At 58.2% G+C, this 25,710-nt stretch carries 21 protein-coding genes; 9 read left to right on the top strand and 12 right to left on the bottom strand.

Going from position 1 to position 25,710, the window contains the following annotated elements; all coding sequences use genetic code 11:
• Window positions 1-187: 187 nt before the first annotated feature.
• From E5J99_RS02565 to E5J99_RS02540, 6 genes are all read left to right on the top strand, one after another.
• Window positions 188-1,720, top strand: a complete 1,533-nt coding sequence (locus E5J99_RS02565; protein WP_135496150.1) for a hypothetical protein — start codon at window positions 188-190, stop codon at window positions 1,718-1,720.
• Window positions 1,721-1,911: 191 nt separating this feature from the next.
• Window positions 1,912-3,369: a hypothetical protein gene (locus E5J99_RS02560; protein WP_135496149.1), complete on the top strand. Its 1,458-nt coding sequence runs from the start codon at window positions 1,912-1,914 to the stop codon at window positions 3,367-3,369.
• A 211-nt stretch (window positions 3,370-3,580) separates the two neighbouring features.
• Window positions 3,581-4,258: a hypothetical protein gene (locus E5J99_RS02555; protein WP_135496148.1), complete on the top strand. Its 678-nt coding sequence runs from the start codon at window positions 3,581-3,583 to the stop codon at window positions 4,256-4,258.
• Window positions 4,259-4,584: 326 nt separating this feature from the next.
• Window positions 4,585-6,825 (top strand): prolyl oligopeptidase family serine peptidase, encoded by a 2,241-nt coding sequence (locus E5J99_RS02550; protein ID WP_135496147.1) that lies wholly within the window; start codon window positions 4,585-4,587, stop codon window positions 6,823-6,825.
• A gap of 79 nt (window positions 6,826-6,904) precedes the next feature.
• Window positions 6,905-7,144, top strand: coding sequence for a hypothetical protein (locus tag E5J99_RS02545; RefSeq protein ID WP_135496146.1), 240 nt, complete (start codon window positions 6,905-6,907; stop codon window positions 7,142-7,144).
• A gap of 223 nt (window positions 7,145-7,367) precedes the next feature.
• Entirely contained in the window at window positions 7,368-7,895 is a 528-nt protein-coding gene (locus E5J99_RS02540; RefSeq protein WP_135496145.1) for a GNAT family N-acetyltransferase, read from the top strand.
• On the opposite strand, the gene E5J99_RS02535 is transcribed toward E5J99_RS02540, so the two are convergent.
• The 6 genes from E5J99_RS02535 to E5J99_RS02510 all read right to left on the bottom strand — a co-directional run bounded on the left by E5J99_RS02535 (window position 7,829) and on the right by E5J99_RS02510 (window position 12,912).
• Entirely contained in the window at window positions 7,829-9,082 is a 1,254-nt protein-coding gene (locus E5J99_RS02535) for a sterol desaturase family protein (RefSeq protein WP_135496144.1), read from the bottom strand. The two genes, E5J99_RS02540 and E5J99_RS02535, sit on opposite strands and share 67 nt — an antisense overlap.
• Before the next feature lie 116 nt (window positions 9,083-9,198).
• Window positions 9,199-9,501, bottom strand: coding sequence for a DUF4286 family protein (locus E5J99_RS02530; protein WP_135496143.1), 303 nt, complete (start codon window positions 9,499-9,501; stop codon window positions 9,199-9,201).
• 157 nt (window positions 9,502-9,658) lie between these two features.
• Window positions 9,659-10,108: a DUF6526 family protein gene (locus E5J99_RS02525; RefSeq protein ID WP_135496142.1), complete on the bottom strand. Its 450-nt coding sequence runs from the start codon at window positions 10,106-10,108 to the stop codon at window positions 9,659-9,661.
• Between the two features lie 105 nt (window positions 10,109-10,213).
• The gene (locus E5J99_RS02520) at window positions 10,214-10,573 is read right to left on the bottom strand and encodes a hypothetical protein (protein ID WP_135496141.1); all 360 of its coding nucleotides are present in this window, start codon (window positions 10,571-10,573) and stop codon (window positions 10,214-10,216) included.
• A 66-nt stretch (window positions 10,574-10,639) separates the two neighbouring features.
• On the bottom strand, window positions 10,640-11,908 hold the full coding sequence (locus E5J99_RS02515) for an MFS transporter (protein ID WP_135496140.1): 1,269 nt from the start codon (window positions 11,906-11,908) through the stop codon (window positions 10,640-10,642).
• A gap of 38 nt (window positions 11,909-11,946) precedes the next feature.
• Window positions 11,947-12,912 carry a cation diffusion facilitator family transporter gene (locus E5J99_RS02510; protein ID WP_135496139.1) on the bottom strand — a complete coding sequence of 322 codons (966 nt, stop codon included), beginning with the start codon at window positions 12,910-12,912 and terminating at the stop codon, window positions 11,947-11,949.
• Window positions 12,913-14,079: 1,167 nt separating this feature from the next.
• On the opposite strand from E5J99_RS02510, the gene E5J99_RS02505 reads away from it, so the two are divergent.
• From E5J99_RS02505 to E5J99_RS02495, 3 genes are all read left to right on the top strand, one after another.
• Window positions 14,080-14,514 (top strand): hypothetical protein, encoded by a 435-nt coding sequence (locus tag E5J99_RS02505; protein ID WP_210114396.1) that lies wholly within the window; start codon window positions 14,080-14,082, stop codon window positions 14,512-14,514.
• Between the two features lie 526 nt (window positions 14,515-15,040).
• On the top strand, window positions 15,041-16,066 hold the full coding sequence (locus E5J99_RS02500; RefSeq protein ID WP_135496137.1) for a hypothetical protein: 1,026 nt from the start codon (window positions 15,041-15,043) through the stop codon (window positions 16,064-16,066).
• A 155-nt stretch (window positions 16,067-16,221) separates the two neighbouring features.
• Window positions 16,222-16,992 (top strand): hypothetical protein, encoded by a 771-nt coding sequence (locus tag E5J99_RS02495; protein WP_135496136.1) that lies wholly within the window; start codon window positions 16,222-16,224, stop codon window positions 16,990-16,992.
• A 146-nt stretch (window positions 16,993-17,138) separates the two neighbouring features.
• On the opposite strand, the gene E5J99_RS02490 is transcribed toward E5J99_RS02495, so the two are convergent.
• The 6 genes from E5J99_RS02490 to E5J99_RS02465 all read right to left on the bottom strand — a co-directional run bounded on the left by E5J99_RS02490 (window position 17,139) and on the right by E5J99_RS02465 (window position 25,333).
• Window positions 17,139-17,807 carry a hypothetical protein gene (locus tag E5J99_RS02490; RefSeq protein ID WP_135496135.1) on the bottom strand — a complete coding sequence of 223 codons (669 nt, stop codon included), beginning with the start codon at window positions 17,805-17,807 and terminating at the stop codon, window positions 17,139-17,141.
• A 650-nt stretch (window positions 17,808-18,457) separates the two neighbouring features.
• Window positions 18,458-18,946, bottom strand: a complete 489-nt coding sequence (locus E5J99_RS02485; RefSeq protein WP_135496134.1) for a hypothetical protein — start codon at window positions 18,944-18,946, stop codon at window positions 18,458-18,460.
• A 275-nt stretch (window positions 18,947-19,221) separates the two neighbouring features.
• On the bottom strand, window positions 19,222-21,684 hold the full coding sequence (locus tag E5J99_RS02480) for a TonB-dependent receptor (protein WP_135496133.1): 2,463 nt from the start codon (window positions 21,682-21,684) through the stop codon (window positions 19,222-19,224).
• A gap of 170 nt (window positions 21,685-21,854) precedes the next feature.
• Complete coding sequence (locus E5J99_RS02475; protein WP_135496132.1) at window positions 21,855-22,418, bottom strand: hypothetical protein; 564 nt, start codon at window positions 22,416-22,418, stop codon at window positions 21,855-21,857.
• Between the two features lie 30 nt (window positions 22,419-22,448).
• Window positions 22,449-24,800, bottom strand: coding sequence for a TonB-dependent receptor (locus E5J99_RS02470; RefSeq protein WP_167851945.1), 2,352 nt, complete (start codon window positions 24,798-24,800; stop codon window positions 22,449-22,451).
• Window positions 24,801-24,982: 182 nt separating this feature from the next.
• Complete coding sequence (locus E5J99_RS02465; RefSeq protein ID WP_135496130.1) at window positions 24,983-25,333, bottom strand: hypothetical protein; 351 nt, start codon at window positions 25,331-25,333, stop codon at window positions 24,983-24,985.
• Window positions 25,334-25,710 lie beyond the last annotated feature (377 nt).

Genomic DNA, 25,710 nt, shown 5'->3' with positions numbered 1-25,710 from the left:
GTCATGCTGAGCGAAGTCGAAGCATCTCGCGTGCAATGGCATTGTCATGCTGAGCGAAGCCGAAGCATCTCGCGTGCTGACGTCTGATTAGCAATCCAACGACACCACGCGAGATGCTTCGGCTTCGCTCAGCATGACGGTCGAAACAAACAACAAAAACCAGCGTCCCTATTCCTTTCCCGCTGCTATGACTCTTCCCCACCGCGTCCTTGCCCTGCTCACCGGCCTGCTGCTCACCACGGCCAGCTACGCCCAAACGCCCCTGGGCCAGCCCACGCTCGACGAGCAGAAAACCCAGATCTGGTGCGCCACGATGAAGTTCGTGTACGGCGACACCGGCCGGCCCAACCTGCAAAGCGCCCTGCGCTGCGGCGGCACGCTGAAGGAGCTGGCCAACAGTATCAAGGCCGACAGCCAGAAGGTATACAGCATGCTCTACCAGCCGCTCGAAGGCCGGGGTACCATGTATAATGGTCTGGGCTCGGATAAGGCGCGGCTGCAGAAGCTGGCCACCGAAATCATCACCAAGCTGAAAGCCTCCCCGGCCCGCCGCAAGGATAACGCCCGCATGCAGGGCGTGCAGAATCTGGAAGCCCAGCTGAAAGGCTACGTCGAAAACGGCACCCCGCCCACCGACGTGGCCTCCAGCCTGACCGACGACCAGACTGACGTCGTCGATACTGCCGCCACTGACGAAACCCTGGTGGCAGATGCGGGCGCTGGCCTAGGCAGTGAGCAGGCTCAGGCCAACAGTGCTGCATCACGTCCAGCTTCCGGCGAGAGCCTGATGAGCAAGTTCTTCGCCCCGCTGGCGTTGATTTTGTCGCTGCTGAGCTTGTTTCTCTACGTGATGCTGCGCCGCAGCATCAGCGACCTGGGTAGCCGCGCCGACCGCCACCGCAGCGAGCTGGAATCGGTGAAGGCTTCCGCAGGCGGCGCTATGCCGGCTCGTCCGGTATCAGCCGCTAAGGGGATGACGCCGGAGCTGCAGCGCGAGATTGAGAAGCTAGTGCAGCAGCGCGTGGCCGAAGAGCTGGGCAAGCGGCCGGCCGGCAATCAGCCACAGAATCAGAACCAGGGCAGGCAGCAGAACCAGCCGCGCAACCAAGGAAATCAAGCGCAGGGTAACCCGCCGCGGCAAGTCCCGTCGGTAGCGGCTCTCTCGCCCCAGCAGCAGCCGGTAGCCAAACCCGCGCCGCCAGCACCACCCGCCGCTACGCCGGTAGCAGCGCCTGAGTCATTTCAGGAAGCAGCCGTTACGCCGCCGGTACTGCCCGTTGGCTCCCCCGCCAGCGCCCCGCGCGACGAGTTCGACAGCCTGATTCCTCCGGTACAGCTGCCGGCTACGAACTGGGCCGAAGCTACCGCACCGGTGCCTGTTGCCCAGCCGGCCGCGCCCATGCCGACGCGCTACTACGTGAAGGTGCCCGTCAACGGCGGCTTCAGCGACTACGACCTGCAGGACCAGCCCCAGCACGACAGCATCTACGAAATTACGCCGGACCCGAAAGTGCCCGAGCGCGCCACGTTCCGCGTCACGTCCAACTCCGCCGTGCACGCCTACGCCATCCAGAGCGCCCAGTATTCCCTGCGGGAAGCTTGCGCCTATCAGCAGCCCAACGGCCCCGTGTCGCGCATCGTGACTGATAAGGAAGGGACGTTGACGAAGAGCAACGGCGCCTGGCAGATTGAGCAGAAGGCAGCTATCCGGTTTGAGTAGGGTAGGAAAAACTATAGGACGGTCATGCTGAGCGAAGCCGAAGCATCTCGCGTGGCGTCGTTGGATTACTATTCATACGTCAGCACGCGAGATGCTTCGGCTTCGCTCAGCATGCCGTTCTTTTTTGCAGATTGATTCGTAGGTCAGCGTATTTGCGCTGACCTTTGTGCTTCGTTTTCGTTCTAGATTTCATGCTCGAAATAATCCTCGAAGTCATTGTTGTTGCCATTGTCGTGGGCCTGCAGATTCGCGCGTTTCTGCAAACCCGCGCCCAGGCGCAGCGGCTAAGTCAGCTGTACCCGGCCAAGGACGCCCTGCGGGTGGAGCGGCGGCTGGTGACGCCGACCGGCGAAGACCTGCCCGAATACGCCGCCAACGCCCCGGAAGGCTCCTTTCCGGTCGAAATCATCAAAGCCGAGGCCGTGTCGGAAGGCTTCCGCGAAATCATGGCCGATACCAACGGCTACCTGCGCTACAACAAGGGCGCGGCCGACTTCAGCATCCTGAAGGACATTTCGGAGCGCCAGAGTCAGGTGATGGAAAACGCGGTGCAGGCCAACGTGGCCACTCCCCTCTACCTGGGTTTGCTGGGCACGTTCCTGGGCGTGATTCTGGGCCTCGTGGGCATTGCCCGCAACGGCGTATCCGACGACGAGGCACTGACGCCCTTCCTGACCGGCGTACTCATTGCCATGGCCGGCTCCTTCGTCGGGCTGCTGCTCACGCTGCTCGGCAACGGCCTCGTGCGCAACGCCCACCAGCGCCTCGACCAGGCCCAGAACAACTACTACACCTTTTTGCAGGCCCGCCTGCTGCCCATCCTGCACTCCGACATGGCCGGCAGCCTGTCGAATTTGAAAGGCGTGCTCGACGCGTTCAACCAGGATTTCGTGAGCAAAGTCGTCCTCTTCGAGCCCGTGATTGGCACGCTGACGGAGAACGTAAAAGTGCAGCGCGACTTCCTGCTGCGGCTCAACGAAATCGGCTTCGACAAGATGGCCAACGCCAACGTGGCCGTGTTTGAGAAAGTGAGCCAGTCGGCCGAGCTGTTCGGGCAATTCGTGGGCTACCAGCAGCGGCTGAATGAGATGCTGGAAGACGGCACTGCTACCGCCCAGGCCGTGAGCAGCATCCTCGACCGACTCGTGGGCTTCGAGCGGGGCATCAACAACGTGGGCCAGTACATCGGCCAGCACGACAACCTGGTGCAGGCCCAGCTCGACTTCTTCCAGCGCCACCAGAAGGAAATGACCAACGTGGCCGCCCGCACCGAGCAGTACTTCGACGAAGCTACCGGCCGCCTCACCGACCTGATGCAGCAGCGCCTGAGCTTCCACGAGCGCGACGCCCAGCAGGCCTACGAAAAGTGGAGCCAGCATTTCCAGGAGCTCAACAAGGACAACGTCTTCGACCGGATTCGGCAGTACCTGGAGCCTTTCAAGAACCTCAACGCCCAGCAGGACGTGCTCGGTCGCGAAGTATCGGCCACCCAGCGGGAGCTGCTGCGCAAAATCGAGCTGGACTCCCAGATTCAGGCCAAGCTGCTGCTCGAATTGTCAAACCTGAATACGGTGCTGGTAAAGGCGACTTCTAAGAACCGTTTCCAGCGGTTTATGGACAGTTTGTTTGGAGGGGTGAAGCCGGTGTAATGATCTAAAAAACCCTCTGAAACGTCATGCTGAGCTTGCCGAAGCATCTCGCGTGCTGACGTTGGATTACTACTCAGACGTCAGCACGCGAGATGCTTCGGCAAGCTCAGCATGACAATACCGTTACAACGACGCTGTGCGAGATGCCTCGGTCTCTGCTTGATGCGCAGAATGCTCAGAATGACGTTCAGCTAGAACACCAATAAAAACCATGAACGACCCGCAAAACCGCTCTTCCAACGACTTCTTCTGGCCCAGCTACGTGGATCTGATGACGTCGCTCTTCGTGGTGATGCTGGTACTGTTCGTGTATAGCTTCAAACTGTTCAAGGAGCGCGAAAACGACCTGAAAAAAGCCAACGGGGAGCTGAAAGCCAAGGCCGAGGAGCTGGAGCAGATAACCAAGATTCGCCGCTCGTTGCAGCGCCTGGAAGGCACGTACTTTAAGTACGACCCCACGCTGGAGCGCCACGAGCTGCTGGTGCCGGTGCAGTTCAAGGCCGGGCGCGACGAGATTCAGGATGCCTATAAGCCTGCCTTGCTCCAGGCTGGCCGCACGCTGCGCTCGGTGCTCAAAACCATCAAAACCGAGCAGCCCGTGCGCTACCTCGTGATTGTGGAGGGCATGGCCGCGCGCTACGCCGGCAACAATGCCCGCAACCGGGCTGAGGAGCAGCTCACCTATCAGCTCAGCTACCGCCGGGCCCTAAACCTGCTCAACTTCTGGAAGCAGAACGGCCTCGACTTCAGCCAGGACCGCGGCGTGGAGCTCATCATCGGCGGCAGCGGCTTCTTCGGCACCGGCCGCTACGCCGGGGCCCGCGAAGGGCAGAACAAGCGCTTCCTGATTCAGGTCATTCCCAAGATTGGGCGCATGACGCAGCTGTAAGTAGTGGTTGAGGAGTAGTGGTGCTCGAGCAACAAGGCGTCCTGCCGAGCAACACGAGACACCTCGCGTGCAAATGTTGCCACAGTACCCGTCAGGCTTGACTCCCTATTTGTGCAATCCGGACTAGCAGTTTCGAAGTAATGGCCGCTGCTTACCGCAGTACGCGAGACGTCTCGTGTTGCTCGACAGGGCTGCTTTTTTAACCTCAATACAAGCTCCCGTCAGCATCGGTAAAGAGAGGGAGCAGAAACAAAAAGCTCAAGCTGTGCTTTTGCTGGGTTATGGGTTTATATTCGGGCCATTCTTTTTCCCGCCCTTCCTATCGTATGCGCAAACTATCCTACCCGCTGCTGGCCCTGACGACCCTGGCGGCTTGCCGCTCCACCCAACCGGCCAACGACGTTGCTGGTCGTCGGCCCGTTACGGAAATGCCTACCGCTGAAACCAATGGCCCCAGCCGCCGCACGGCGGCGGCGGCCGAGCTGCCCCGACTCACCGTGGAATACCCCAAAACCCGCAAAACCGACCATACCGACGACTACCACGGCACGCCCGTCACGGACCCGTACCGCTGGCTCGAAGACCTCGACTCGCCCGAAACCAAAGCCTGGGTAACGGAGCAAAACAAAGTGGCATTCGGCTACTTGGAGAAAATTCCGTTCCGCGACCAGATGAAGGCGCGGCTCACCAAGCTCTGGAACTACGAGCGGTTCGGCGTGCCGCAGGTGGAAGGCGAAAATCTATACTTCTCTAAAAACGACGGCCTGCAAAACCAGGCAGTGCTCTACACCCAGCAGAATGGGCAGGAAGGTCAGCCGGATGTGCTGCTCGACCCCAACAAGTTTTCGGCCGATGGCACTACCGCGTTGGCTGGCACCTATTTCTCCAACGACCACCGCTACATGGCCTACGCCACCTCCGGCGGCGGCTCCGACTGGCAGAAGCTGAAAGTGGTGGACCTCAAAACCCGGCAGCCGCTCAAAGACGAGCTGCAGTGGGTGAAAGTATCGGGCGCGGCCTGGGCCAAAGACGGCTTTTACTACAGCCGCTACGACGCGCCCAAGGCCGGGCAAAACCAGCTGTCGGGTAAAAATGAGTTCCACAAAGTCTATTTCCACAAGCTAGGCACGGCCCAAAGTGCCGACAAGCTGGTGTATGAGGATAAAACGATGCCCCTGGGGTTCCGCACCGTGGGCACTACCGAGGATGAGCGGTTTCTGGTGCTCTACCTCACCGATGGCAAAGCCGATGGCAACCGCCTGCTGGTGCGCGACCTCACGGACCCGAAGCAGGCCACTAAGTTCACCACGCTCATGTCGAGCTACGAGTATAACACCTCGGTTGTCGGCAACGTGGGCGGGCAGCTGCTGGTGCTGACCAACTACAAGGCTCCGCGCTACCGCATTGTGCTCGTCGACCCCAAAAAGCCGCAGGAAGCTAACTGGAAAGAAGTGGTGAAGCAGGGCGAAAACAAGCTGGAAAACGTGGAGCACGTCGGCGGCCGCTTGTTCGTGACCTACCTGAAGGATGCCAGCAGCCAGGTGAAAGTGTACAGTGAGCAGGGCGAATTCCAGAACGATGTGGTGCTGCCGGCCATCGGCACGGCCTCGGGCTTCGGGGGCCGGCGCGATGCCAAGAGCGTGTACTATGCCTTCACTTCTTTTGCCTACCCCACCACCATCTACCGCTACGACCTCGAATCGAAGCAAAGTACCGTGTTCCGGGCGCCGAAAGTAGACGTGAACCCGCAGGACTACGTGACTACGCAGGTATTCTACGCCAGCAAGGACGGCACGAAGATTCCGATGTTTATCGTGCACAAGAAGGGCGTGAGGCTGAACGGCCAGAACCCGACGTATCTGTATGCTTACGGGGGCTTCAATATTTCCCTGACGCCCGGCTTCAGCGTGGCCCGTATGCTGTGGCTCGAAAACGGCGGTATCCTGGCTATTCCCAACCTGCGCGGGGGAGGCGAGTACGGCGAAGCCTGGCACCAGGCCGGCATGACGCCCAACAAGCAGAACGTGTTCGACGACTTTATTGCCGCCGCCGAATACCTCACGGTGCAGAGCTACACCGATGCCCAACACCTGGCCATTGCCGGCGGCTCCAACGGCGGCCTGCTCGTGGGCGCTATTATGACGCAGCGGCCCGAGCTGGCGCACGTGGCCTTTCCGGCGGTGGGCGTAATGGACATGCTGCGCTACCAGAAGTTCACCATCGGCTGGAACTGGGCACCCGAATACGGCACTTCCGACAACTTTGAGCAGTTCAAAAACCTCTACAAATTCTCGCCTCTGCACAACCTGCGGGCCGGCACTACCTACCCGGCTACCATGATTACCACCGCCGACCACGACGACCGGGTAGTGCCCGCGCACTCGTTCAAATTCGCGGCTACGCTCCAGGAAAAAAATGCCGGCCCGAACCCCCAGCTGATTCGGGTGGACGTGAATGCGGGCCACGGCGCGGGGAAGAGTACGGCCCTGCAGATTCAGGAGTGGGCCGACGTGTGGTCGTTTGCCTTCCACAATATGGGCGTCAATCCGTATCCGATGGGGCGCTAAGTCCGTAGGAGGGTTTCGCGACCCGCTTCGTATCTTGCGGCCCCAAAGTCCCAAACGCCTGTCTTATTTCGGCTTACATATGAACAAAAAGTTCCTGCTCGGTCTGCTGACCGGCGCTTCGCTGCTCACGCTGTCTGTTACCTCCTGCAAAAACCCCGATTACGAAACCAGTGATGACGTAGCCACCGAGGCGTTGCCCCCCATTCCGGCGGCTCCCGACACTACCGGCGGCAAAACCGCCACCCAAACCCCGGCCACCCGCGAAATTAACGCCGTGAATGCCACCGAGGACATCAAGAAAATGCAGCCTCAGATGTAATTTCCGCCTTCGGGCTTTCTTGCCAACGCCCATCTGCCCACGTCTGAGCAGGTGGGCGTTGGTGTGTAAGGCGATGGTGTGTTGCAGTTGACGGTCATTCCGAGCTTGCCGAGGAATCTCGCCTGGTGTCATTGAGTTGGTAATCAGACGTCAGCACGCGAGATTCCTCGATAAGCTCGGAATGACGTTCTTTTATAGTTCCCCACCCCATAAAAAAACTCTTATGTCAACCATCACCATCCGGCGCGGCAAGGCCGACGATTTGGCCCGCGTCCACGAGCTTATCGTAGAGCTGGCTATTTATGAGCGGGCTCCCGACGAAGTCACCAACACGCTGGTCGATATGCACCGCGACGGGTTTGGTCCGGACCCGATTTTTGGCTTTTTCGTGGCCGAAACTGCGGAGCAGGGTATTCTGGGTATTGCCCTGTTTTATACGGCTTACTCCACCTGGAAGGGGCGCATGCTCTACCTCGAAGACTTAGTGGTGACGGAAGCCGCACGCGGCACGGGTTTGGGCAAAAAGCTCTTCGATGCTGTGGTGGCCGAAGCCCGGCGCACGGGCGCTTACCGCCTCAAATGGCAGGTGCTGGAGTGGAATGAGCCTGCTATTGGCTTCTACAAAAAAATCGGGGCCAACCTCGATCCGGAGTGGTTCAACGGCAATATGACGGCCGAGCAGCTTCAGGCATACGCGTGCGAAGCGGCGGTGGTAGCAGCAGTGGAGGCAAACACTTTTCGGAACGAGTAGACCCACACGAGCGACCCCGCCAGCCACGCGGTGCCAGCCGCTGCGGCCGGCAGAAACAAGGCCGACTCGCGCAGGGCAAACAGCAGCAGCGCCAGCGAAGCGGCCATCCGCACGGGTTCGAGCAGGTAGCCCAGGCGCTTGGCTTCAAACAGGGCTCCGCAGGCTACGGCCGCCCACATGCACCAGCCTGCCACGAGGTAGCGCGTGGCGGGCTCCATGTTTTTCTGGGTGAACATGAACACGGCCGCCACGCCCATGAGCACCACGTAGTGCATCAGCACGTAGAAATTGACGGTGCGTGGGGCGCTGGTGGTGTATTTCTGCGCGGTGGCCCGGTCTACTTCGGGTATCTGGTGGGGGCCGCCCAATTCGGCGGGACGCCAGCCGGGCTTGCCAAACGTCACCCGGAGCTTGTTCCAGGTGCCGGGCGTTTCGCGCAGCTGGTCGCGTAGCTGGAAGTAGTGCCCAAAGTTGACCCACAGCGGATTCCAGGAGCGCACGGGCGTGGTGATACCGTATACCGGCGTCTCTTCCTCGACCTGAAAGGTGCCGAACAGCCGGTCCCAGATAATGAAGGTGCCCGCGTAGTTTTTGTCGATATACTTGGGGTTGCGGCCGTGGTGCACGCGGTGGTGCGAAGGCGTATTGAGCACCCATTCCAGCGGACCCAGCTTACCAATGAACTCAGTATGAATCCAGAACTGGTAGAGCGTAACCAGGGCCGAAACGTAGACGAAAAACTCGGTTTCGAAGCCCAGAATGGCCAGCGGCAGATAAAACAGAAAAGTGAAAAATCCTTGCAGCGAGCTTTGCCGCAACGCCACCGATAGGTTATAGTCCTCGCTTTGGTGGTGCACCACGTGGCCGCCCCAGAAAAAGTTGATTTCGTGGGAGTAGCGGTGGGCAAAGTAATAGCACAAATCGGCCAGCACAAACAGCACGATACCCCAGGCCCAGGTGCGCGGAATCTGGAACAGGGCCGCATGCGTGTAGAGCAGCTCATACATTCCGATAACGCCCACCTTGAGCAGCACGCCTGAAATCTGGGACGTCATGCCGCAGCTGATGTTGGTAATGGCATCGTGGAAACGGTAGCGCTCCGTGTGCTGCATCCGCTCGACGAGCAGCTCCACTCCGATGAGGGTGAAGTAAATCGGAATCGATAAGACTATCGGGTTGAGGCTCATAACGGGTAGCAGTGAAGGCGAGTAGTTCAGGCTTGGGAAGAGAAATATACTAAAAAGGGGACGTTCCGGCCGGAACGTCCCCTACTACAGCACCCGACGCGCGCCGGGCGTTCGGCTTAGCTAATTACTTCCAGCATTGTTCGGAACGAGACGTAGCGCCCCGCGAAATGCTTTTCCATTTCGGCCCGCAGAGCAGGTGCGGCTAGGCGCTGGTACTCTTCCAATTGCTCCATGCTCACGCAGTAGTATTGCGTGGCGTAGGTAATGCCGTCGTCTTCTTCGTTGAGCAGGCGGCACAGCTGGCTTTTGAGGAAGAAGCCGGTGGCCAATACTTCCGGAATATGCGTCTCGCGCATGTAGGCAAGCCATTCTTCCGCAATTTCCGGTTCGAGGCTTGTCGTGACGTTGTACAGAATCATAAAAAGAAGGAAACTAAGGGACTGAAGGTCTTGAATTGCGAAGGTGCCAAGTGTAGCGGCTAGGTTGTCGGTTGCAGCCTGGCACCAGCCTACGCAAACACAAAAGTCGGCGGAAAAATCCAAGCTCCTGCGTTTTCCGGCCCACGGAGGCCGTACATCAGACGCGCATCGAATCGAATTGGAAATCCTGAATCCGGGCCTGAATGTCTTTCGGGCTAAGGTTTTCCTTGGCGGCAGCTTCTACCAACGCCGGTAGCTCCGCGTCGCCGGCAAAACGCAGGGACAGAATCTGCCGGAGCTGCAGCTGGGCTTCCCAGGCGCGCAGGCTCTTGCCGGTCAGCTCGAAGTAGCGCTGGCGCACCTCCAGCCGAATCAAACGGTCTTGCAGCGTGAGGGCATAGTGCTGCCGCAGCATAATCAGCGTGCCCAGCCCCACCACGGCCAGCAGCATGACGGTAAACCACAGCCGTGAGATTTCAGAGTCGTCGCCGGCCACGGCTAGATAGCGCCGGATGCCGTAGCCGGCCAGCAGCAGTGCTGCCGGTAGCAGCACGAAATGGTGCCACGCATACAGCATGGGCGTGTTTTTGGTTGGTTTTGGGGCCATACAGTGGTGTTAAAAGAAAGAGTAAAGGACACAAAAAACTCCGACCCGTGGGCCGGAGTTTCCAAAAATGCTACAACGGGGGCTTGGTGACGGCCGCCGGAATGCTTAGCCCATTTTAGAAGCCTTCTTGGCTTCGCGGGCACGACGCTTTTCGTCGCGGGCTATTTTCTGGGCTTCTTTTTCTTTGCGCCGCGACGCTTTGGCTACTGCCTGCTGCTCTTTCAGCTGTAGCTTCTGCTGCTTGAGCTGCTGCTGCTGATCCTTTATCTGGGCCTTAGAGTCGGTGACGGCCCCACGGCTGGCGCTGGACTCCTGCTTCTGCGTGTTCAGGGCGGCTTTGGCGTCGATGGCGCGCTGCTGCTGCATTTGCAGGCGCGCCTGCGCCGTGTCGATAGGAGTGGTTTGGGCTTGCGTTTGGCTAATGGACAGAGCGGCAAAGGCAAGTATGGCGACGATCTTTTTCATGGCTATGTGTGGTTACAGGTTTGGCCTATAACGGCGCGCAAGGGGCATAGTTGGTGATTTTGCCGCTTATTCTTCCAGATAGTCCAGGTCTTTGCCGTAGCTCTCGGGCAGGGTGCTCACGGCCCAGAAGGCTATCAGCAGCGACACAACCCCGATAATGGCCGCGCTGCCTACGATGCCCAGCGGCTGTCCACCCACCTTCAGCCCCGAAAGCCCTTTGAACAAAGGCACCAGCATCACCACCGAGCCGCGGGCAAAGTTGGGCGCTGTGGTAGCCACCGTCGCCCGCAGGTTGGTGCCAAACTGCTCGGCGGCCACCGTCACAAACAGCGCCCAGAAGCCCACCGTGAAACCCAGCACGAAGCATACCGTGTAGAAAGCCGTGGGCGACGCGCCGCGAATGGCAAACAGATACACGCCGCACAGTACCCCGCACAGCACCAGAAACAGCTGCAGCGCCCGGTTGCGGCTGCGCAATAATTGGCTGAGCGTGCCGCTGGCAAAGTCGCCGAAGACGAGGCCGAAGTAGCACCAGAACACGCCCAGGCCCGCCGTAACCGGCCCGGTGATGCCCAGCTCCCGGCCAAATTCCGGTGCCAGCGTAATCAGAATGCCGACCACGAACCACAGCGGCACGCCGATGAGCAGGCACTTCACATAGCGCGCCAGGCGGGGGCCGTTCGTGAACAAGCTCAGGAAATTGCCCCGCACCACTGCTGACTGCTTCACTTGCTCAAACATGCCGGACTCGTAAACGCCCACCCGCAAGGCCAGCAGTGCCAACCCCAGGCCACCGCCCACGAAGTACGCGTTGCGCCAGCCCAGGGCCTCACCCACCCAGTAGGCCAGCATCGCGCCCGATACGCCGACCGTGGCCACAATCATGGTGCCGTAGCCGCGCTTTTCCTTGGGCAGCGTTTCCGACACCAGCGTGATGCCCGCCCCCAATTCGCCGGCCAGCCCGATGCCCGCAATCAGCCGTAGCCAGGCATATTGGTCGATGGTTTGTACGAAGCCGTTGGCCAGGTTCGCCAGAGAATACAGCAGAATAGAGCCGAACAGCACCGACAGCCGCCCGCGCTTGTCGCCCAGGATGCCCCACAGCACGCCGCCCAGCAGCATGCCGCCCATCTGCATATTGATCAGAAACAGACCTTGGTTGGTGACCTGCGTCGCATCCGTAATGCCCAGGTCGTTGAGGCTTTTGACCCGCACGATGCTGAACAGAATCAAATCGTAGATGTCGACGAAATACCCCAGGGAGGCGACGATAACGATGGCGCTGAACAAGGAAGCGGTTTTGGGTGGAGTGGTAGGAAGAGTGGGAAGGGCCATGGAGGAAGAAAGCGCGGAAAGGAACTTAGGCCCGCATATTACTGAGATTTCCCTGATGTTGGGGCCACCACAGCTGTTTCCAGGTCGCAGCAGCCGTGGTGGCCCGCCACGGCGGTATCGTGCTCAATCTGTACGGTGCAGTGGCCGATCTGGAACTCGTGTACCAGGTCGTGCTGAAGCTTTTGGAGGAAGTTGTTAGAATTGGCGCTACCGCTGGGGCGCACGAGGTGGGCCGTGAGGGCCGTTTCCTGGGTGCTGAGGGGCCACACGTGCAGGTCGTGGACATCCGTGACGCCGGGCTGGGCCAGCAGGAAAGCCCGCACTTTGTCCAGGTCAATGCCCGCCGGCACGGCTTGCAGGCTGAGCTGCACCGTTTCGCGCAGCAGGCCCCACGAGCTGTACCCAATCAGGGTCAGAATGGCGAAGCCGATGGCCGGATCGAGCCAGCGCCAGCCCGTCCAGAGCACCAGGCCGCCGCCCACCACCACGCCGGCTGATACCAGCGCGTCGGTGAGCATGTGCAGGTAGGCTCCGCGCACATTCACGTCGCCCTTCTGCCCGCTGCTGAACAGCCAGGCCGTGAAGCCATTTACCACGATGCCCAGGCCCGCCAGCAGCATCACCATCGTGCCGTTTACCGGCTCGGGGTGGCGTAGGTGGTCGATGGTTTCCCACAGAATAGCGCCTAGCGCCCCATACAGCAGCGCCGCATTTACCAGTGCGGCCTGAATAGTAATGCTCTTATAGCCATACGTATAGCGGGCCGACGACTGGCGACTGGCCAGTAGCGTAGCGCCCCAGGCCAGGGCCAGACTCAGCACGTCGCTCAGGTTGTGGCCCGCATCGGAGAGCAGCGCCGAGGAGTTGGCCCACAGCCCGCCAATTACTTCCGCTATTACAAAGGCAATGTTGAGCACGATGCCCACCGCAAAGGCCCGCCCAAACTCGGCGGGCGCGTGCGTGTGGTGGTGGCCGGAATGGTCGTGCGCGTGCGAGGAAGCCATAGAATGCAACGGGTAAAAAAGCGGTTGGCAGTAAGCTACGTACCTGCTGCCAACTGCGGTTTAGTCGCAAAGGTGCCCGCTAAAGGTACCTGACTATCGTCCGAACCTACCTGGCCCCCGTCCAGAGTCACTACTGTCGCTTCGGAAGGCAAGCAGGTAGGTTCGGTAACGCGTGAGCAACTAGTAGCATGACGTTCTTATCAGGGCTGGCCCGGCTTAGTGCCTGTTGGGCAACAGGTTGACTGGCTGCTTCTCACCAACCAGCAAGTGCTTTGCGCAAGCGTCGGTGAAACACGGCTAGCTCCACCGGGTAACGAGCCAGCAATGTTTCCAAAGGCTCTGCACTACTGGCGTCAGACACTATTTCTGCCTCTTCAAACCCCGAGAGGCAGCAGGCTAGCCCAACGGGGGTAGGAGTTAGCTGAACCGTGTATCCAAGCCGCCAAATAACTCTGTCATGCACCGAGTCTACTGCGTTTGAGTGCCCCGGCGAGAAAAAAACAGAATCCAGATAAGCCCAGTTGGGCAGCCCTGCAAAGTCGGTGTTCCCGGCAAAATGCGCGGGCTTTGCTGTGGTTAGCTTGGCCAGATACCACCGCCGAACAAGGGCTTGCTGCTGCTGCTGCTGCTGGCTTGGTGTCGGCATCGGCCAAGGTATCATCCCGGCAAACACTATTCGGCCGGTCGTTGCGTCACGTGGCCAGGGTAGCCCCTGCTGCGGCAAGCCTCTGCTGGGTACTACAACCAACAGGAAACACAGGAAATAAAGTAGGGGCCAGCGGAAGCTCATATAGGGAGAGGATCATCGAATACCTGAAGCTATTGGGAATCCTCTCAGAAAACGGGAAATATAGCACGCTAAGGTTTAGAAAGCAGCCATTGAGACTGCAGTTTTACGTGTTGCAGACGAACGCTTGTAAAAGGTAACAAGCAAGAAAAAGACGTTTCTTAGTGCCTCGGTTAAGAAATAACCCAGGGCCCGATAAGGACCGATAACGGGCCCTTATCGGACTCCATCTGGTGGCTGTTTAAATCACCGTTTCGCTGAACTTAAGCCGGTAGGGTCCTACCATGTACCTTGGCCACCGTGAACGCGCCATCCCCAGCTCCCCTTTTCAACACCCCCGTCCCGAGTTTATGAAGCAGGTGTTGCTAGTTTTGGTGGTCTTGTTTCTCTTGGGAATAGGCTTTCTGTTCCTGGTCTTCCACGAGGGCGAGCGCGTGGTCGGCGAATTCCCTGTGCCCCACCACCCAGGGTTGACCTTCACGGTGTATCAGGACCAAGAGTTTGACAGCTCGACCGGGGTGTACTACGACCTGCGGCAAGGCAACCGGGTGCTCTCCGAAAAACACATTTTAACCGGCACACTGGATTATGAGGACGCGCAAGACTACACCGCGCACGCGGCGGATAGTCTCGTGTACCTTAGCTACGTGAAGCCCCACCAGGTCGTCGCCATCTACGACCTACACACCAAGTACGGGTTTCCCCGCTCGTCGCCCAGCGACACGATGGACCTGTTTAGGCGCGGAGCCGCGTTGTTGAACCGCTTAAAACGACACAACCCGCGAATCATCGGGGCACGCAGGCTTAGCGACTAATCACGACAGGCACGAAAGCCGTCTACCCACCCAAAACGCTCCTTTCCCTGAACTCCTGGCAGCTGGCCAGCACCAGGTGCCAACGGGCCGCTGCAGCGCGGGGCGAGTTTACGGAACCCGTCTACGATTCAAAGTTTACGAAACGCCTTGGAGGGATGAGTTTCGTAGACTCGGAACCAAGTGCTTTTGCGGGCCTATGAAAACAGGGTTTTGGGGGCAGTGGGGAAGTGCCAAAAGCCCAGCCGCTTTCTGGGTTTTGTTCCTTAACATAAAATTGGTTATAAGCGGGGTCTGGAAATAAGTAGTAGTTAGGGGAGTAGTCACCCATAATTAAAACTAGGATTTTTTCACGTTTCGTATATTATTATTTATCCCTTCCACCAAAATATCTAGCTTTGCTCCTGCTCTGCCCTTCGTAGCAAAGCACTGCCCTTCCCTACCCCTATTGCAACGTTGTGAACTCCCTACCAAGGCCATTCGGGCTTTGGCCAGCTTACCAGTTTCTTCCACACACAACGTTTGCTTTATGAAAAACCTTACCCCTTTTGCCCTCGCTATCAGCGCAGCAGGCTTCTTCACCGCATGTCAGAAAGACAATAGCATTGAACCCAGCCACACCGCAACAGTGCAACAAGCTGACGCTCGCCAAGCCAGTGGCGGATACAGCGTGCGAAACGGTCGGCTAGTCTTCGCCAATCAAGCAGCATTCCAAAAGGTTGTCGAGCACCTGAATGCCAATAAAACAAGTTTGGCAGCGTGGGACAATGGCAATGGCGTAACGTCCCTGAAAGAAAAGTATGCAGCCATCGATAAGCGCCTTGCAGCCTTGGACGCTAAGTTTGAGCAGCTTTCCGCCGCCGAGCAAGCGTTAGCACAGCAGGAAATGACGGTGTCGGAACGCGTGGAAAAAGGTGCCATTCTGTGGGTGCCTGACCCTGTGTTTGCTAGCATCTTGAACGCCGAAGGCGAGTTTCAAATTGGCGACGAAGTACACCACCTCACGCAAAGAGATGAGTACATCGTAAATGCTAGTGAGCAAGCTGTACTGAAAAGACAAGATTGGAAAAACCCCGCTGTGCGCACGTTTTCAATACAGTATGGAACTAACAAAAAGACGGAAGGGACAGCGCAACGCTCCGGTCAATTTACAATGTGGTATACAGATTATACTGAAAGGGATATTAATGGCAACACCTTGCCTAAAACATATAATGGACGGCCGACACGGCTATGGGCATCTCAATGGAATGTAGTATGGGCTGCATATGCCTCGCACGGCGTGAGAAGTCAATATGAATACAAATCAAGATTTGCTGGCTGGCTAGACAATGACTGTTCAGAAATTTATGTCAAAGGAGAATCTGTCATCATTCGGCCGAACGACGATTCAAGAACCGAACAGTACGTAACTAACGAAGATATTAAGTATAATGACGACGTAGTGGAGGCTACTCTACAATCGCATGCTAGTGTAGAATTTATGGAAATTGTATGGAGCAATTCCACTCATAGAGCGGTATACAAAGGTGCAACTGCACAGCTTTCTTTGTAAAAATTCCCAGTAAAGTCTCTTCATATGATAGGCTCGTTCGATACCTTTAATCAGATGGTATTGACGGGCCTATCTTTTTTGCCTATTGGGACTTACGCTTCTGAACATGCGAAGGAGCAGTCCTTATTTCTGTATTCACTGACATCTTCATGTGTATGAAAACGGGTTTAATAAGACTGAGTATAATCGTTTCTATAATCACGCTGAAAAGTGGTTCATGCGTAGCTCAGTCTATTGGCGTCCTGCCTTCCACTCGTGGCTTACCGCTCAGAGGCATGGCTTTTGGCGTATCATTAGTGGGCAACATCAATTTTTCTGCGCAAGCCTATCCAGCGAAAGGTGCCCGTTTTCAAAAAAACAGTTATCCCTTTCCTACAGGTGAATTATTAGCTTCCTATACTTGGCCGCACGGATGGCGCCTAGAAAGCGGACTTGGTTTCGGAAGTGTAGCGGCGGTCACAATTGATGCCCGCGAACAATTTGGTCGGGCAGCCACGGTTTCCTTCGGCACGGTTCAAGTACCTCTTCGCTTATATCATTATTTGTCGCTTGGCTCCAAAAGTCGTTATAGTGTTAGCCCACACATAGGAGTCCAAGTAGTTAGCCTCTCAACGGGCCAGAAGACATCGGCCCGATACCCTATATACCCTGGCAAACCAGATTATGGGTCTCAGAGCAAGTGGTTCCGTTCAGTGCAAAACCATACTCTTACATATCAAACGGGATTGAGTATCAACTATATATCTCCTAAGTTAGAACTGAACGCCTTCGTACGCTATACCAATTCCTTTGGCAATCCGGTTGCAGCCGAAGGAAAGTGGGAATATGACTTGCAGGGCGTGGAACAACCCCCTCTATATTCCACCAGTAGATTAGAGAATGTAGCAGTAGGTGTAGTTGTACGCCGAACCTTTTTTGCCCGCTAAGATTCCCTGACGAGGTAGCACAAGAGTTAACTTAGTAAGACAAACCTGCTCGTTTTTCGGGTTCAAAAAGGCTTGGCGTTGTTTTTCGTTCCTACTCTTGTGCTACCCCTATCGGGCGGATTCACACGGTAGGAGGCTATGCTCGCTTAGTTTGGAGCATCCGGGCGAACTGCTGAAGCGATATATTTCGGGAAATAGGGCGCACTCTTGGGGAATTTCTTCCGGTAGGCTTGCACCTGGTCGTAGTAGAAAGTCCCCTCTTTCCGCAGCCGCTCATTGCGTTGCTGATACTGCGCGGTTTCGGCCTGGGCTTGCGCCAAATCGGCCTTGGGCACCCGCGAGAAATGCCCGGTGATAAGCATCGTGAGCAGCACCAGCACGACGGGGCCGAACGTAAAGCCCACCGTCGAACGCCAGTTTTCAAACACGTTCAAGGGCACCTGCCGGGGGATGCGTTGCGCCGTGGCCTCCAAGCTGGCTTCGGCCGCTTTCAGGGCCGCTAGCCGCTCGTCCAGCGCACTCGTCAGGGCCTTTTGCCGGTCGTCCAGGTAGTTAATCAGCTTATAGCCCGTGTCCTGAAATACCTTCGTCTGCTGCTCCACCTTCCCCACGAGCTGCTTCGCCACGGCCTCGCTGTTCACGTTCAGCGTCAGGGGTCGGTCCCGTTCGGCCAGTTTCACCAGGGCCTGCACCTGGTCGTCGGTGGCCGGCAAAGGGCGTTTGTTGTAGGCGCGTAACTCTTGGGCAATGCGCCCAATCTCGGCCATCAGCGTAGCGACGCCGTTGCCGGGGGTGGTGGGGGGAGTAGGATTCATGAGATAAGGGGGTTAATCGCCCATTTCAGGGTGCTGTTAAACAAATAGGGAAAAACCTCCGAGTCAGTAGCCAAATAGTGCGGGCGCTCGTGATTATAGTGTCAAAACGCTATAACAGCATCGAAAAACCGATAGTCTTACATGTCCCGTAAAGCACTCGAAGGAGGGGAGCGAAAAAGAACGTTAAGCCGATAGATTTTCTTTTCGTCTGAGTAATATATTGTAAGTCAGGGTAATAGTTCCAATATCCTGACATCTGTACGGCCGAGTCGGAGGTTTTCCCCTGTTTGTTTAACAACACCCAACTCACCCCTTTGGGCTATTTCGTAAACTTTGAATCATAGACGGGTTTCGTAAACTCACCCTGCGCCACAGTGGCCAGTTGGCCACCAGGTATGGGCTGATTCCTACCGTTCACCGAAAGGAGCCTTTTCTCAGTCGAGATAGGTTAGCCCGCTTGTCAGGCTCAGGAAATGGTCAAAATTCTCCTGTCTGACATTAGACTTGTTCCTAAATTAGGAACCGATGCTAAAATTTGGCTGTCATGCTGAGCGCAGTCGAAGCATCTCTACCGCTTCGTCCAAGTCGTGCAACGAAGCGGTGGAGATGCTTCGACTGCGCTTAGCATGACGTTCTTTTTTCGTTTCGCTTTATTCAGGAACAAGTCTATTGTATAATAATAACACCACCCTTCCATCGGAGTACACCTTGGAAACCCTGCCAGCTTGGCCACCCTTCAACGTGTTTTCGTGGTACTTCCTCTCGTCCCAGTACGGGCTCAGCCGTTCATCAATCTCTTTGTTGTCAACCTCTCGTATCGTGGGTTTCCGGAGCTGGCTCTTGTTTTTATAGGCTGCTTGGATATAGATTATTTGTTTCTTATCGTACTCAAAGACAAACACATTGCCGGAGCTTTGCCAATTTTTTAAGTTTTTAGGCAGGTCCACCCTGAACCGGGTAGTTAGGAAAACTTCGGTATGGGCGACTGCATTGACGCGGGATTTATACACAAATTGATTGTGGTCTTCGAGATAGACGAAGTCCATAAAATCGGCATGAATGTTTTGCCCCCTATCTAACCTGGCACAGGAGGCAGTCAAAAGAATGGCCGGCATGAGCAGGAAGAAGACTTTTTTCATTTACTGTTAACCCTTGTCCTGACGGCGCCCAAGGAGGACGCCATGCCCAAAGGGGGATATGGCAAAGATGCCCGCTGGTGCCTAATTCCATAACGCTACGCGTTCAGCGAAACGGTGGTTTAAATAGGCCGCTAGGCCCTTTTACATGTTGTAAACGGTCGTCTGCAACACGTAAAACCACGGGTTCAAAGGTCGTTTCCTGAGCCTTAACGTGCTGTGTTTTCCGTTTTCTGAGAGGACCCCTATTGGCGCCGATCTGAATTCCAAATAGGCTCTTAGTTAAACGCCAAAGGCACTACCAGCTTCACGCTCACATTACGGCCCATATTGAATACGCCCGTGCGGCCGTTGCTCACATTGTAGGCCGCGTATTTCAGGCGGCTCAGGTGGCTCTGGTAGCCCACGTCGAACAGGTTATTGGCCGTCAGATACAGCGAGAACAGGGTTTTGGTATCGGCATTCACCACATCGGAGCCCAGGCCCACGTTTACGAGGGTGTAGCCAGGCGTGCCGGTTTCGGTTTCAAAGGCTGAGAAGAATCGGTCTTGCCGGAAGGTATGCTCCAGGCCGGCGCGGGCGTAGAGGTTGCCGAGGCGCGAGCCGCCCAATTTGCGGAAGTTCACGCGCACCGTCGACTGGAGCCGGTCGGCGGGAATGAAGGGCAGGTACTTTTGGCCCGCCGGCTGGTTGAACTGCAGGGCGCGCACCATCGAAAACGAGTTTTCGAAATGCAGCCAGTCGAGCGGGTGGGGGTGAATATCGAGCGTCACTTCGCCGCCGGCCAGCCGGGCATTGCCTTGGGTGTACCGGAAGATCGGGTCGCCGTCTTCACTCACCGCATCGGCCACGCGCTCCGGGAAAATGTAGTTCTGAATCTGGTTGCGGAAGCCGTCCACGCTCAGGCTGAGGTGGTCGGTGGTGTAGCTCACGCCGCCATCGAGCTGCAGGCTGGTTTCGGCCTTCAGCTTAGCATCGCCCAGCTCGTAGCGAATGGTGCCTTCGTGAATGCCGTTGGAACCCAGCTCGGCAATATTGGGTGCCCGGAAGCCCCGCGACACGTTGGCCTTGAGCAGCAGCTTCTCCGTGACGCTGTACGCGCCCCCAATGCTGCCCGACACATTGCGGAAGTTGCTGGTGAAGCCCCCGAATTTCTCCTCGCCTTCGCCCGCCGGAACCGGCTGCTCCGTACCGGCATCCAGATACAGCGCATCGGCCGTGATGCGGCGCATATCGTAGCGCAGGCCGCCGCTGAGGTCGAGGTTGCCGAAGGTTTTCTTGGTCACGGCAAACACGCCGCCATCGAGCAGGCGGTAGGCCGGAATCAGGAATTCGACGCCCTTGTTCATATTTTCCTGGCGCATTCCACTCAGGCCCAGCGTGGTACTCCAGCCGTTCATTTCGGGCAGAAAGTAGCGGGCGGCATAGTCGAGGGTGCGCAGCTGGAAGTAGAGCGACGGTTCTTCGGGGGCCAGCACGTCGCCCAGCTCGCGGCGCAGGTTCTGCTGCCAGCCCACGTTCAAGGTCACGCGGCTTTGGCCTAGTATAAAGCTGTTGTCGGTGCCGATGCGCAGGTGGTTGATCTGCTGCTGGGGCACCTCCAGGCGGTAGCCGCGCAGGTCGGCGTCGGTTACGGGCGTTTCGGCCACGGCGTCGCCGCCCACGTTTACCAGGCGCAGAAAGCGGCCGGTTGCCTCATCCCGCTCGCCTTCCACCAGTCCCAGCTTTTGGTTGAACGAGTTGAACGTCAGGTGCGAATAGCCCCAGCTTTTGTTCAGGCCCACGTAGCCGTTGCCATCCAGCTCCCGAAAGCCGGAGTTGTACACGCGTCCGTCGTAGCGGTTCTGGTAGTTGCCGGCCACTTTGCCACTGCCGCGCACCAGCCAGTTGAAGCCGTTCAGGTTGCCGGCATTCATTAAAGAGTAGCCCTGTAAATTATTGTTGGTCTGGTGATTGGCTGCTAATGTGCCCAGTATTTTGCCTTCCTCCACCGGGTCGGGGGCCAGGAAGTTGACCACGCCCGCCATACCGTCGGAGCCATACAGCAGGCTGCCGGGGCCTTTGATAATCTCGGCCCGATCAATGGCGTACTCGTCGATTTCGATGCCGTGCTCGTCGCCCCACTGCTGGCCTTCCTGCCGGGCTCCGTTGTTCAGGGTAATCACCCGGTTGGAGCCCAAACCCCGGATAACGGGCTTGCTGATGGCCGCGCCCGTCGTGATTTGCGCAATGCCGGGCGTGTGCGCAATGGCGTCTACGGCATTCGAGGCGGCAGCCTGGTTGAGCTGGGTGCGGTCTACCACCGTGGTTGGTACCGGCGAGCGGCGCATTTCCGTGGAGGCCGACACGCCCGTGACAATCACTTGGCCGATTTCGGTGGCGGCCGTGGTCAGGGCAATATCCAGCGGCTGGCCCGCGCCGGTATCCACGGTTTTCACCACCGTGTTGTAGCCCACAAAGCGCACCTGCATCAGGAAGCGGCCCCTGGGTAGATTGGTAAACCGGAACGAGCCGTCGGGGCCGCTGCTGGTGGCTTGCTTCAAATCCGGAAACACCACCGTAGCACCGGGCAGCGGCTCTTTGGTGGCTTCATCGACTACGCGGCCTATCACCGGCTGGGTGGCCGGGGCTATGCGGCCGGGGCGGCCGGGTGGCAGCGGCGCGGGCACGGGCGTTTGGGCCAGCAGGGGGCCAGGGCAGGTAAGAAGGAGCAGGAGGGAAGCCCAGGAAGAAGGAGACATAATGACTACAAAAACGCCGTAGCGCATGAACGGAAAAGCAGGGGAGAAGATGCAGCCCGGAAACAAGAAAACACCGGCCAGCAGCCGATGTCTTCGTTTAACTCTCCAAAACCAAACCAATTGGAGACGTCAGGCCCGGTCGAAACCAGGCCTTCCTACCGGGTTTTGCCTTAGCGCACGGCCGTCGGGAAGGTCACTTCCACGTCGGTGTCGCCGGGGGCAAACGTGCCATTTTTTGTGCCGGGCTGGTGGCGCAGCGTAATTTTGAGGGTGCCCGTGGTCGTGGCGGCGTTGGCTGCGCCCGCTACCACGCGGGTTTCCAGGCCCAGCTCCAGGCCTTTGGCGTCCTTGTCGGTGCGGCTGATGGTCAGGTTCACGTTGCTGGGCTCGAAGAAGAAGATGTGCTCGTCGGCCTCCGCTTTGATTTCATCGGCCGTGTTAACCACCGGGTTTTTCGTCTCGTCGAGTACCACCAGCTTGCCGGTGTACGTCTTGCCCGCAGCCAGCGTGAGGGTCCCGATAACTGGGGCCACGCCCCCGTCGCCGTCCGGGTCGCGGTACTGCACCGTCACGGGCGTGCCGCCGCCCACCGGCGTCAGCTCGTAGCGCACCGTCGTGATTTGCTCGTTGTCGTCGTCAGGCTGCGGGTCGTCGTTGTCTTTGCTGCAGGCCCCGAGTAAAGGCGCAACCAGCAACAGGGCCAACCAGGATTTCTTGATCAAAGGATGTGTCATGGGTGAAAAGGGAAAAAAGGAAAAGAAGAATTACTTGCGTTTGTGGGGCAGCTCCAGCGGGATATGCACCCGCAGGCTCAGGTTGCGGCCCATTTCGTCGGAGAAGTAGCGGTAGCGGTTCAGGTAGTCGCGGTAACGCTGGTTGAGTAGGTTGGAGCCCGCCAGGCTCACGGCCAGCGGCAGGCGGCCCCAGCGCACCGTCGTCCCGACTTCCGCATTGAGCAAAGCGTAGCCGGCCGGTGGGGCCAGCAGGTCGCGGGCTTCGTAGTTGGCGGGCACCCGGGTCTGCCGCGCCACGGCATACACGCCGGCCTGGGCGTAGCGCCCCGTCAGCCGGCCCCGGTCGTGGCTCCAGGTGTAGCGCAGGGTGGTTTCGAGCCGGTCGGCGGGCATCAGAATCTGCCATTCGTCGGCGCGGGTGTCGCGGGTGCGCACCACCGAGCCCTTGGCCGACACAAGCCAGTCGGCCGCCAGCTGGTAGCTGCTGCTCACATCGAGGCCGCGAAAAGTGGCGTCGGTCTGCACATACTGCCAGCTGATGTGGCTGCCGCGCACGGTTTGCACCGGCTCGGTCAGCGGCACCTGGTAGATGAAGCCCAGAATCCGGTTCTGATACACCGTTACCTCACCGTTGAAGCGTGGATTGGCGTGCCAGTTTACGGTCAGGCCGGTATTCAGCGCGGTTTCGGGTGCCAGGGGCGTGGCTCCTGGTACCAGGTCGTTGCCCAGCTCAAACATACCGTTATGCACCCCTTCACTGAACCGCTCGTTGGCCGCCGGGGCCCGCCGGGTCAGACCCGTATTCAGGCTAAAGGTGAAGTGGGCCGAAGGATCGTAGGTAGCCCCCACCGAGGCGGCTGGCGTGGTGTACCGAAAGCGGGACCGGTCTACGAAAAAGGCACCGCTGGCGTCCCGGTCGCCGCGCTTCACGGCCAGGTCACGCTGGTCGAGGCGCAGGCCACCTTCCAGCAGCCAGGCACCCTGCTGCCATTTTTCAATCCAGAAAGCACCGCCCACTATATTGGTGTAGTAAGGAATAAACTGCCGGCTGCCGTCGGCGTAGCGGTTGTGCTGGTAGGTGCCCGCCAGGCCCACGCTGCCCCGAAAGTGGTGCCAGGGCTTGTGCTCCCACAGCAGCTCGGCGGTGCTGGTGCGGTTGGTGTAGCTCAGCTCGGGCTTGTCGAGGCTGGCCAGGTTGTCGTTGCGGGGCCGGAACTTGTCGTACTCGTCCCGAAAGTCCGTTTGCTGGGCCAGCGTGAGTTGCAGCTGGCCCACCGCGCCGGTCTGCACGAAGCCGGTGAGCTTGGCTACGTCGTGGCGCACCTGCTGGTAGGCCCGGTCAATGTCGTAGGTGAAGTCGGTGGTTTCCAGGGGCTCCGGTCGGGCAATTGCCAGCAGCAGATCGGTCTTGCTTTCCGCGTGCGAGGCCGGCAAAATGCCGATGCGGGTGTTGAACTGGCTGTAGAAAACATCGAGTCCATACGTTGGCTTGCGCCAGCCCACGGCCCCGGAGAAATTCCGCTCGGCAAAGCCCGAGTTTTTCAAATAGTAGTCGGGCGTGCGCATGGTGCCGGCCCGCCGTAGGGTGGCCTGGGCGCGCCAGCTAAGGGCCGGCAGCCGGCGTACGTTGCCATCTAAGGTGCCCGAGGCCGCCCCCAAGCCGTTGTTGCTCATGCCCACCAGGGTAAGCTCGGCACCCGTTCCGGCCGAGTCCCGCAGCGGTTTGGGCTCCACTAGCACCACCCCGCCAATAGCGTCGGAGCCGTACCGTACGCTGGCCGCACCCTTCACCACGGTCAGGCGCGAGGCAATGAAGGGGTCAATTTCCGGCCCGTGCTCCACGCCCCACTGCTGGCCTTCCTGGCGCACGCCGTTGTTCAGAATCGTGACGCGGTTGGAATGCAGGCCATGTATCATGGGCTTGAAAATGCCCGGCCCGGTCTGAATGGCCGTTACGCCCGCCAACTTTTGCAGCGCCTCGCCCAGGGCCTGACCCCGGGTCTGCTGCAGGGCCTGCCCGGCCAGCACCGCCGTGGGCTGCGTGGTGGGCGCGGCCGTGCGCTGACCCTGTACCACGGCGCTGTTTAGCAGAATGGCATCGGGGTGCAGCCGAAAGTCGCGGATAACGGCTTCGGCCACGCGCACTTCGGCCACCTCGCCGCTGTAGCCGAGGTAAGAAACCTGCAGGTGATACAGGCCTGCGCACAGGTGAAAGTGGTAGTTGCCAGCCACATCCGTCGGGGTAGCCTGCTGGGTTTCCAGCACCACCACCGTAGCGCCCGGCAGCCCCTGTCGCGACTCATGGTCGATGACGCGGCCGCTTGCGGAGAGCGTGCATTCAGACGGCTGCTGGCTAGCCTGCGCCACTGCGGTGGCTGCCATCAGCCACAGCCATAGTGCGCACGCTGCCCTAACAGCTGCCAGGAAGCGAAAATCCATAAAAAAGGGGAAAGCTAGTGGGTAAAACCACTGCTGGGTATCGGCTGGCTCAATGGCCTGCGGCTACCTATAGCCTAAACCCCAACCCCGTGTGAAAACATGGATTGCGGGCCAGCAGCAGCTCATTACACGAAAAGTTGTCCCAGGGCTGGCGGGCCGCGCAGGTTGGCGGTAGTCGGGGCCGTAGCCAGCCATACCGAAGCGCCCGATGCGGCAACCGGGGCCGCATAGCTTATAGATAGCGCAAATTCCAGCGGCAAAGAAGCCTGGAAGGGCACGTCGTAGAAATGGTCGACGGCGCAGTGCTGGTGCTTAGCCGACACCACGGCTTTGGTTTTGCCAGGAACCGACGACTCTGTTACTTCTTCCGCCGTATGCTGGTGCGCGTGCAACGCCAAGATCCATGCATCTGGTACCAGCACCCGCGTGAAGCAGAGCAGCAACAGAATAGCGACCTGGGAGCGTAATGCTTGCATTTGCAACAATGTGTCAGAAGCCTGGCTTCAAAGATAAAATAAATTTTCAATCACCAGAGCAGTGGGCGCAACATCGATAGACTGACCTACGCAGGACTTGGTGTAAACGTAACTCTCCGGTAATACACTGGAAACAACCCGAACTGATCTTTGCCCTGCTTTAGCGCATCCCTCTACCAAGTTGTAGGAATGTTAGCCAACTGATTTGAGATACGCCCCATCTCTTTGCTACTACCTGTTGTTCAGCATCGACTAACATGATTTAGACGCTAAGGGTGATGTGTCAGAAGTTAGATGGTCCATTATTGTTTTAGTACACTAAACGGAGAGGAAAAATCAATAATTTGAGCACCTAATATTGTTAAAAAAATATAAAT

This window comes from Hymenobacter elongatus (assembly GCF_004745955.1).
Lineage (GTDB): Bacteria > Bacteroidota > Bacteroidia > Cytophagales > Hymenobacteraceae > Hymenobacter > Hymenobacter elongatus.
This window is presented reverse-complemented; position numbering and strand designations above follow the sequence as displayed.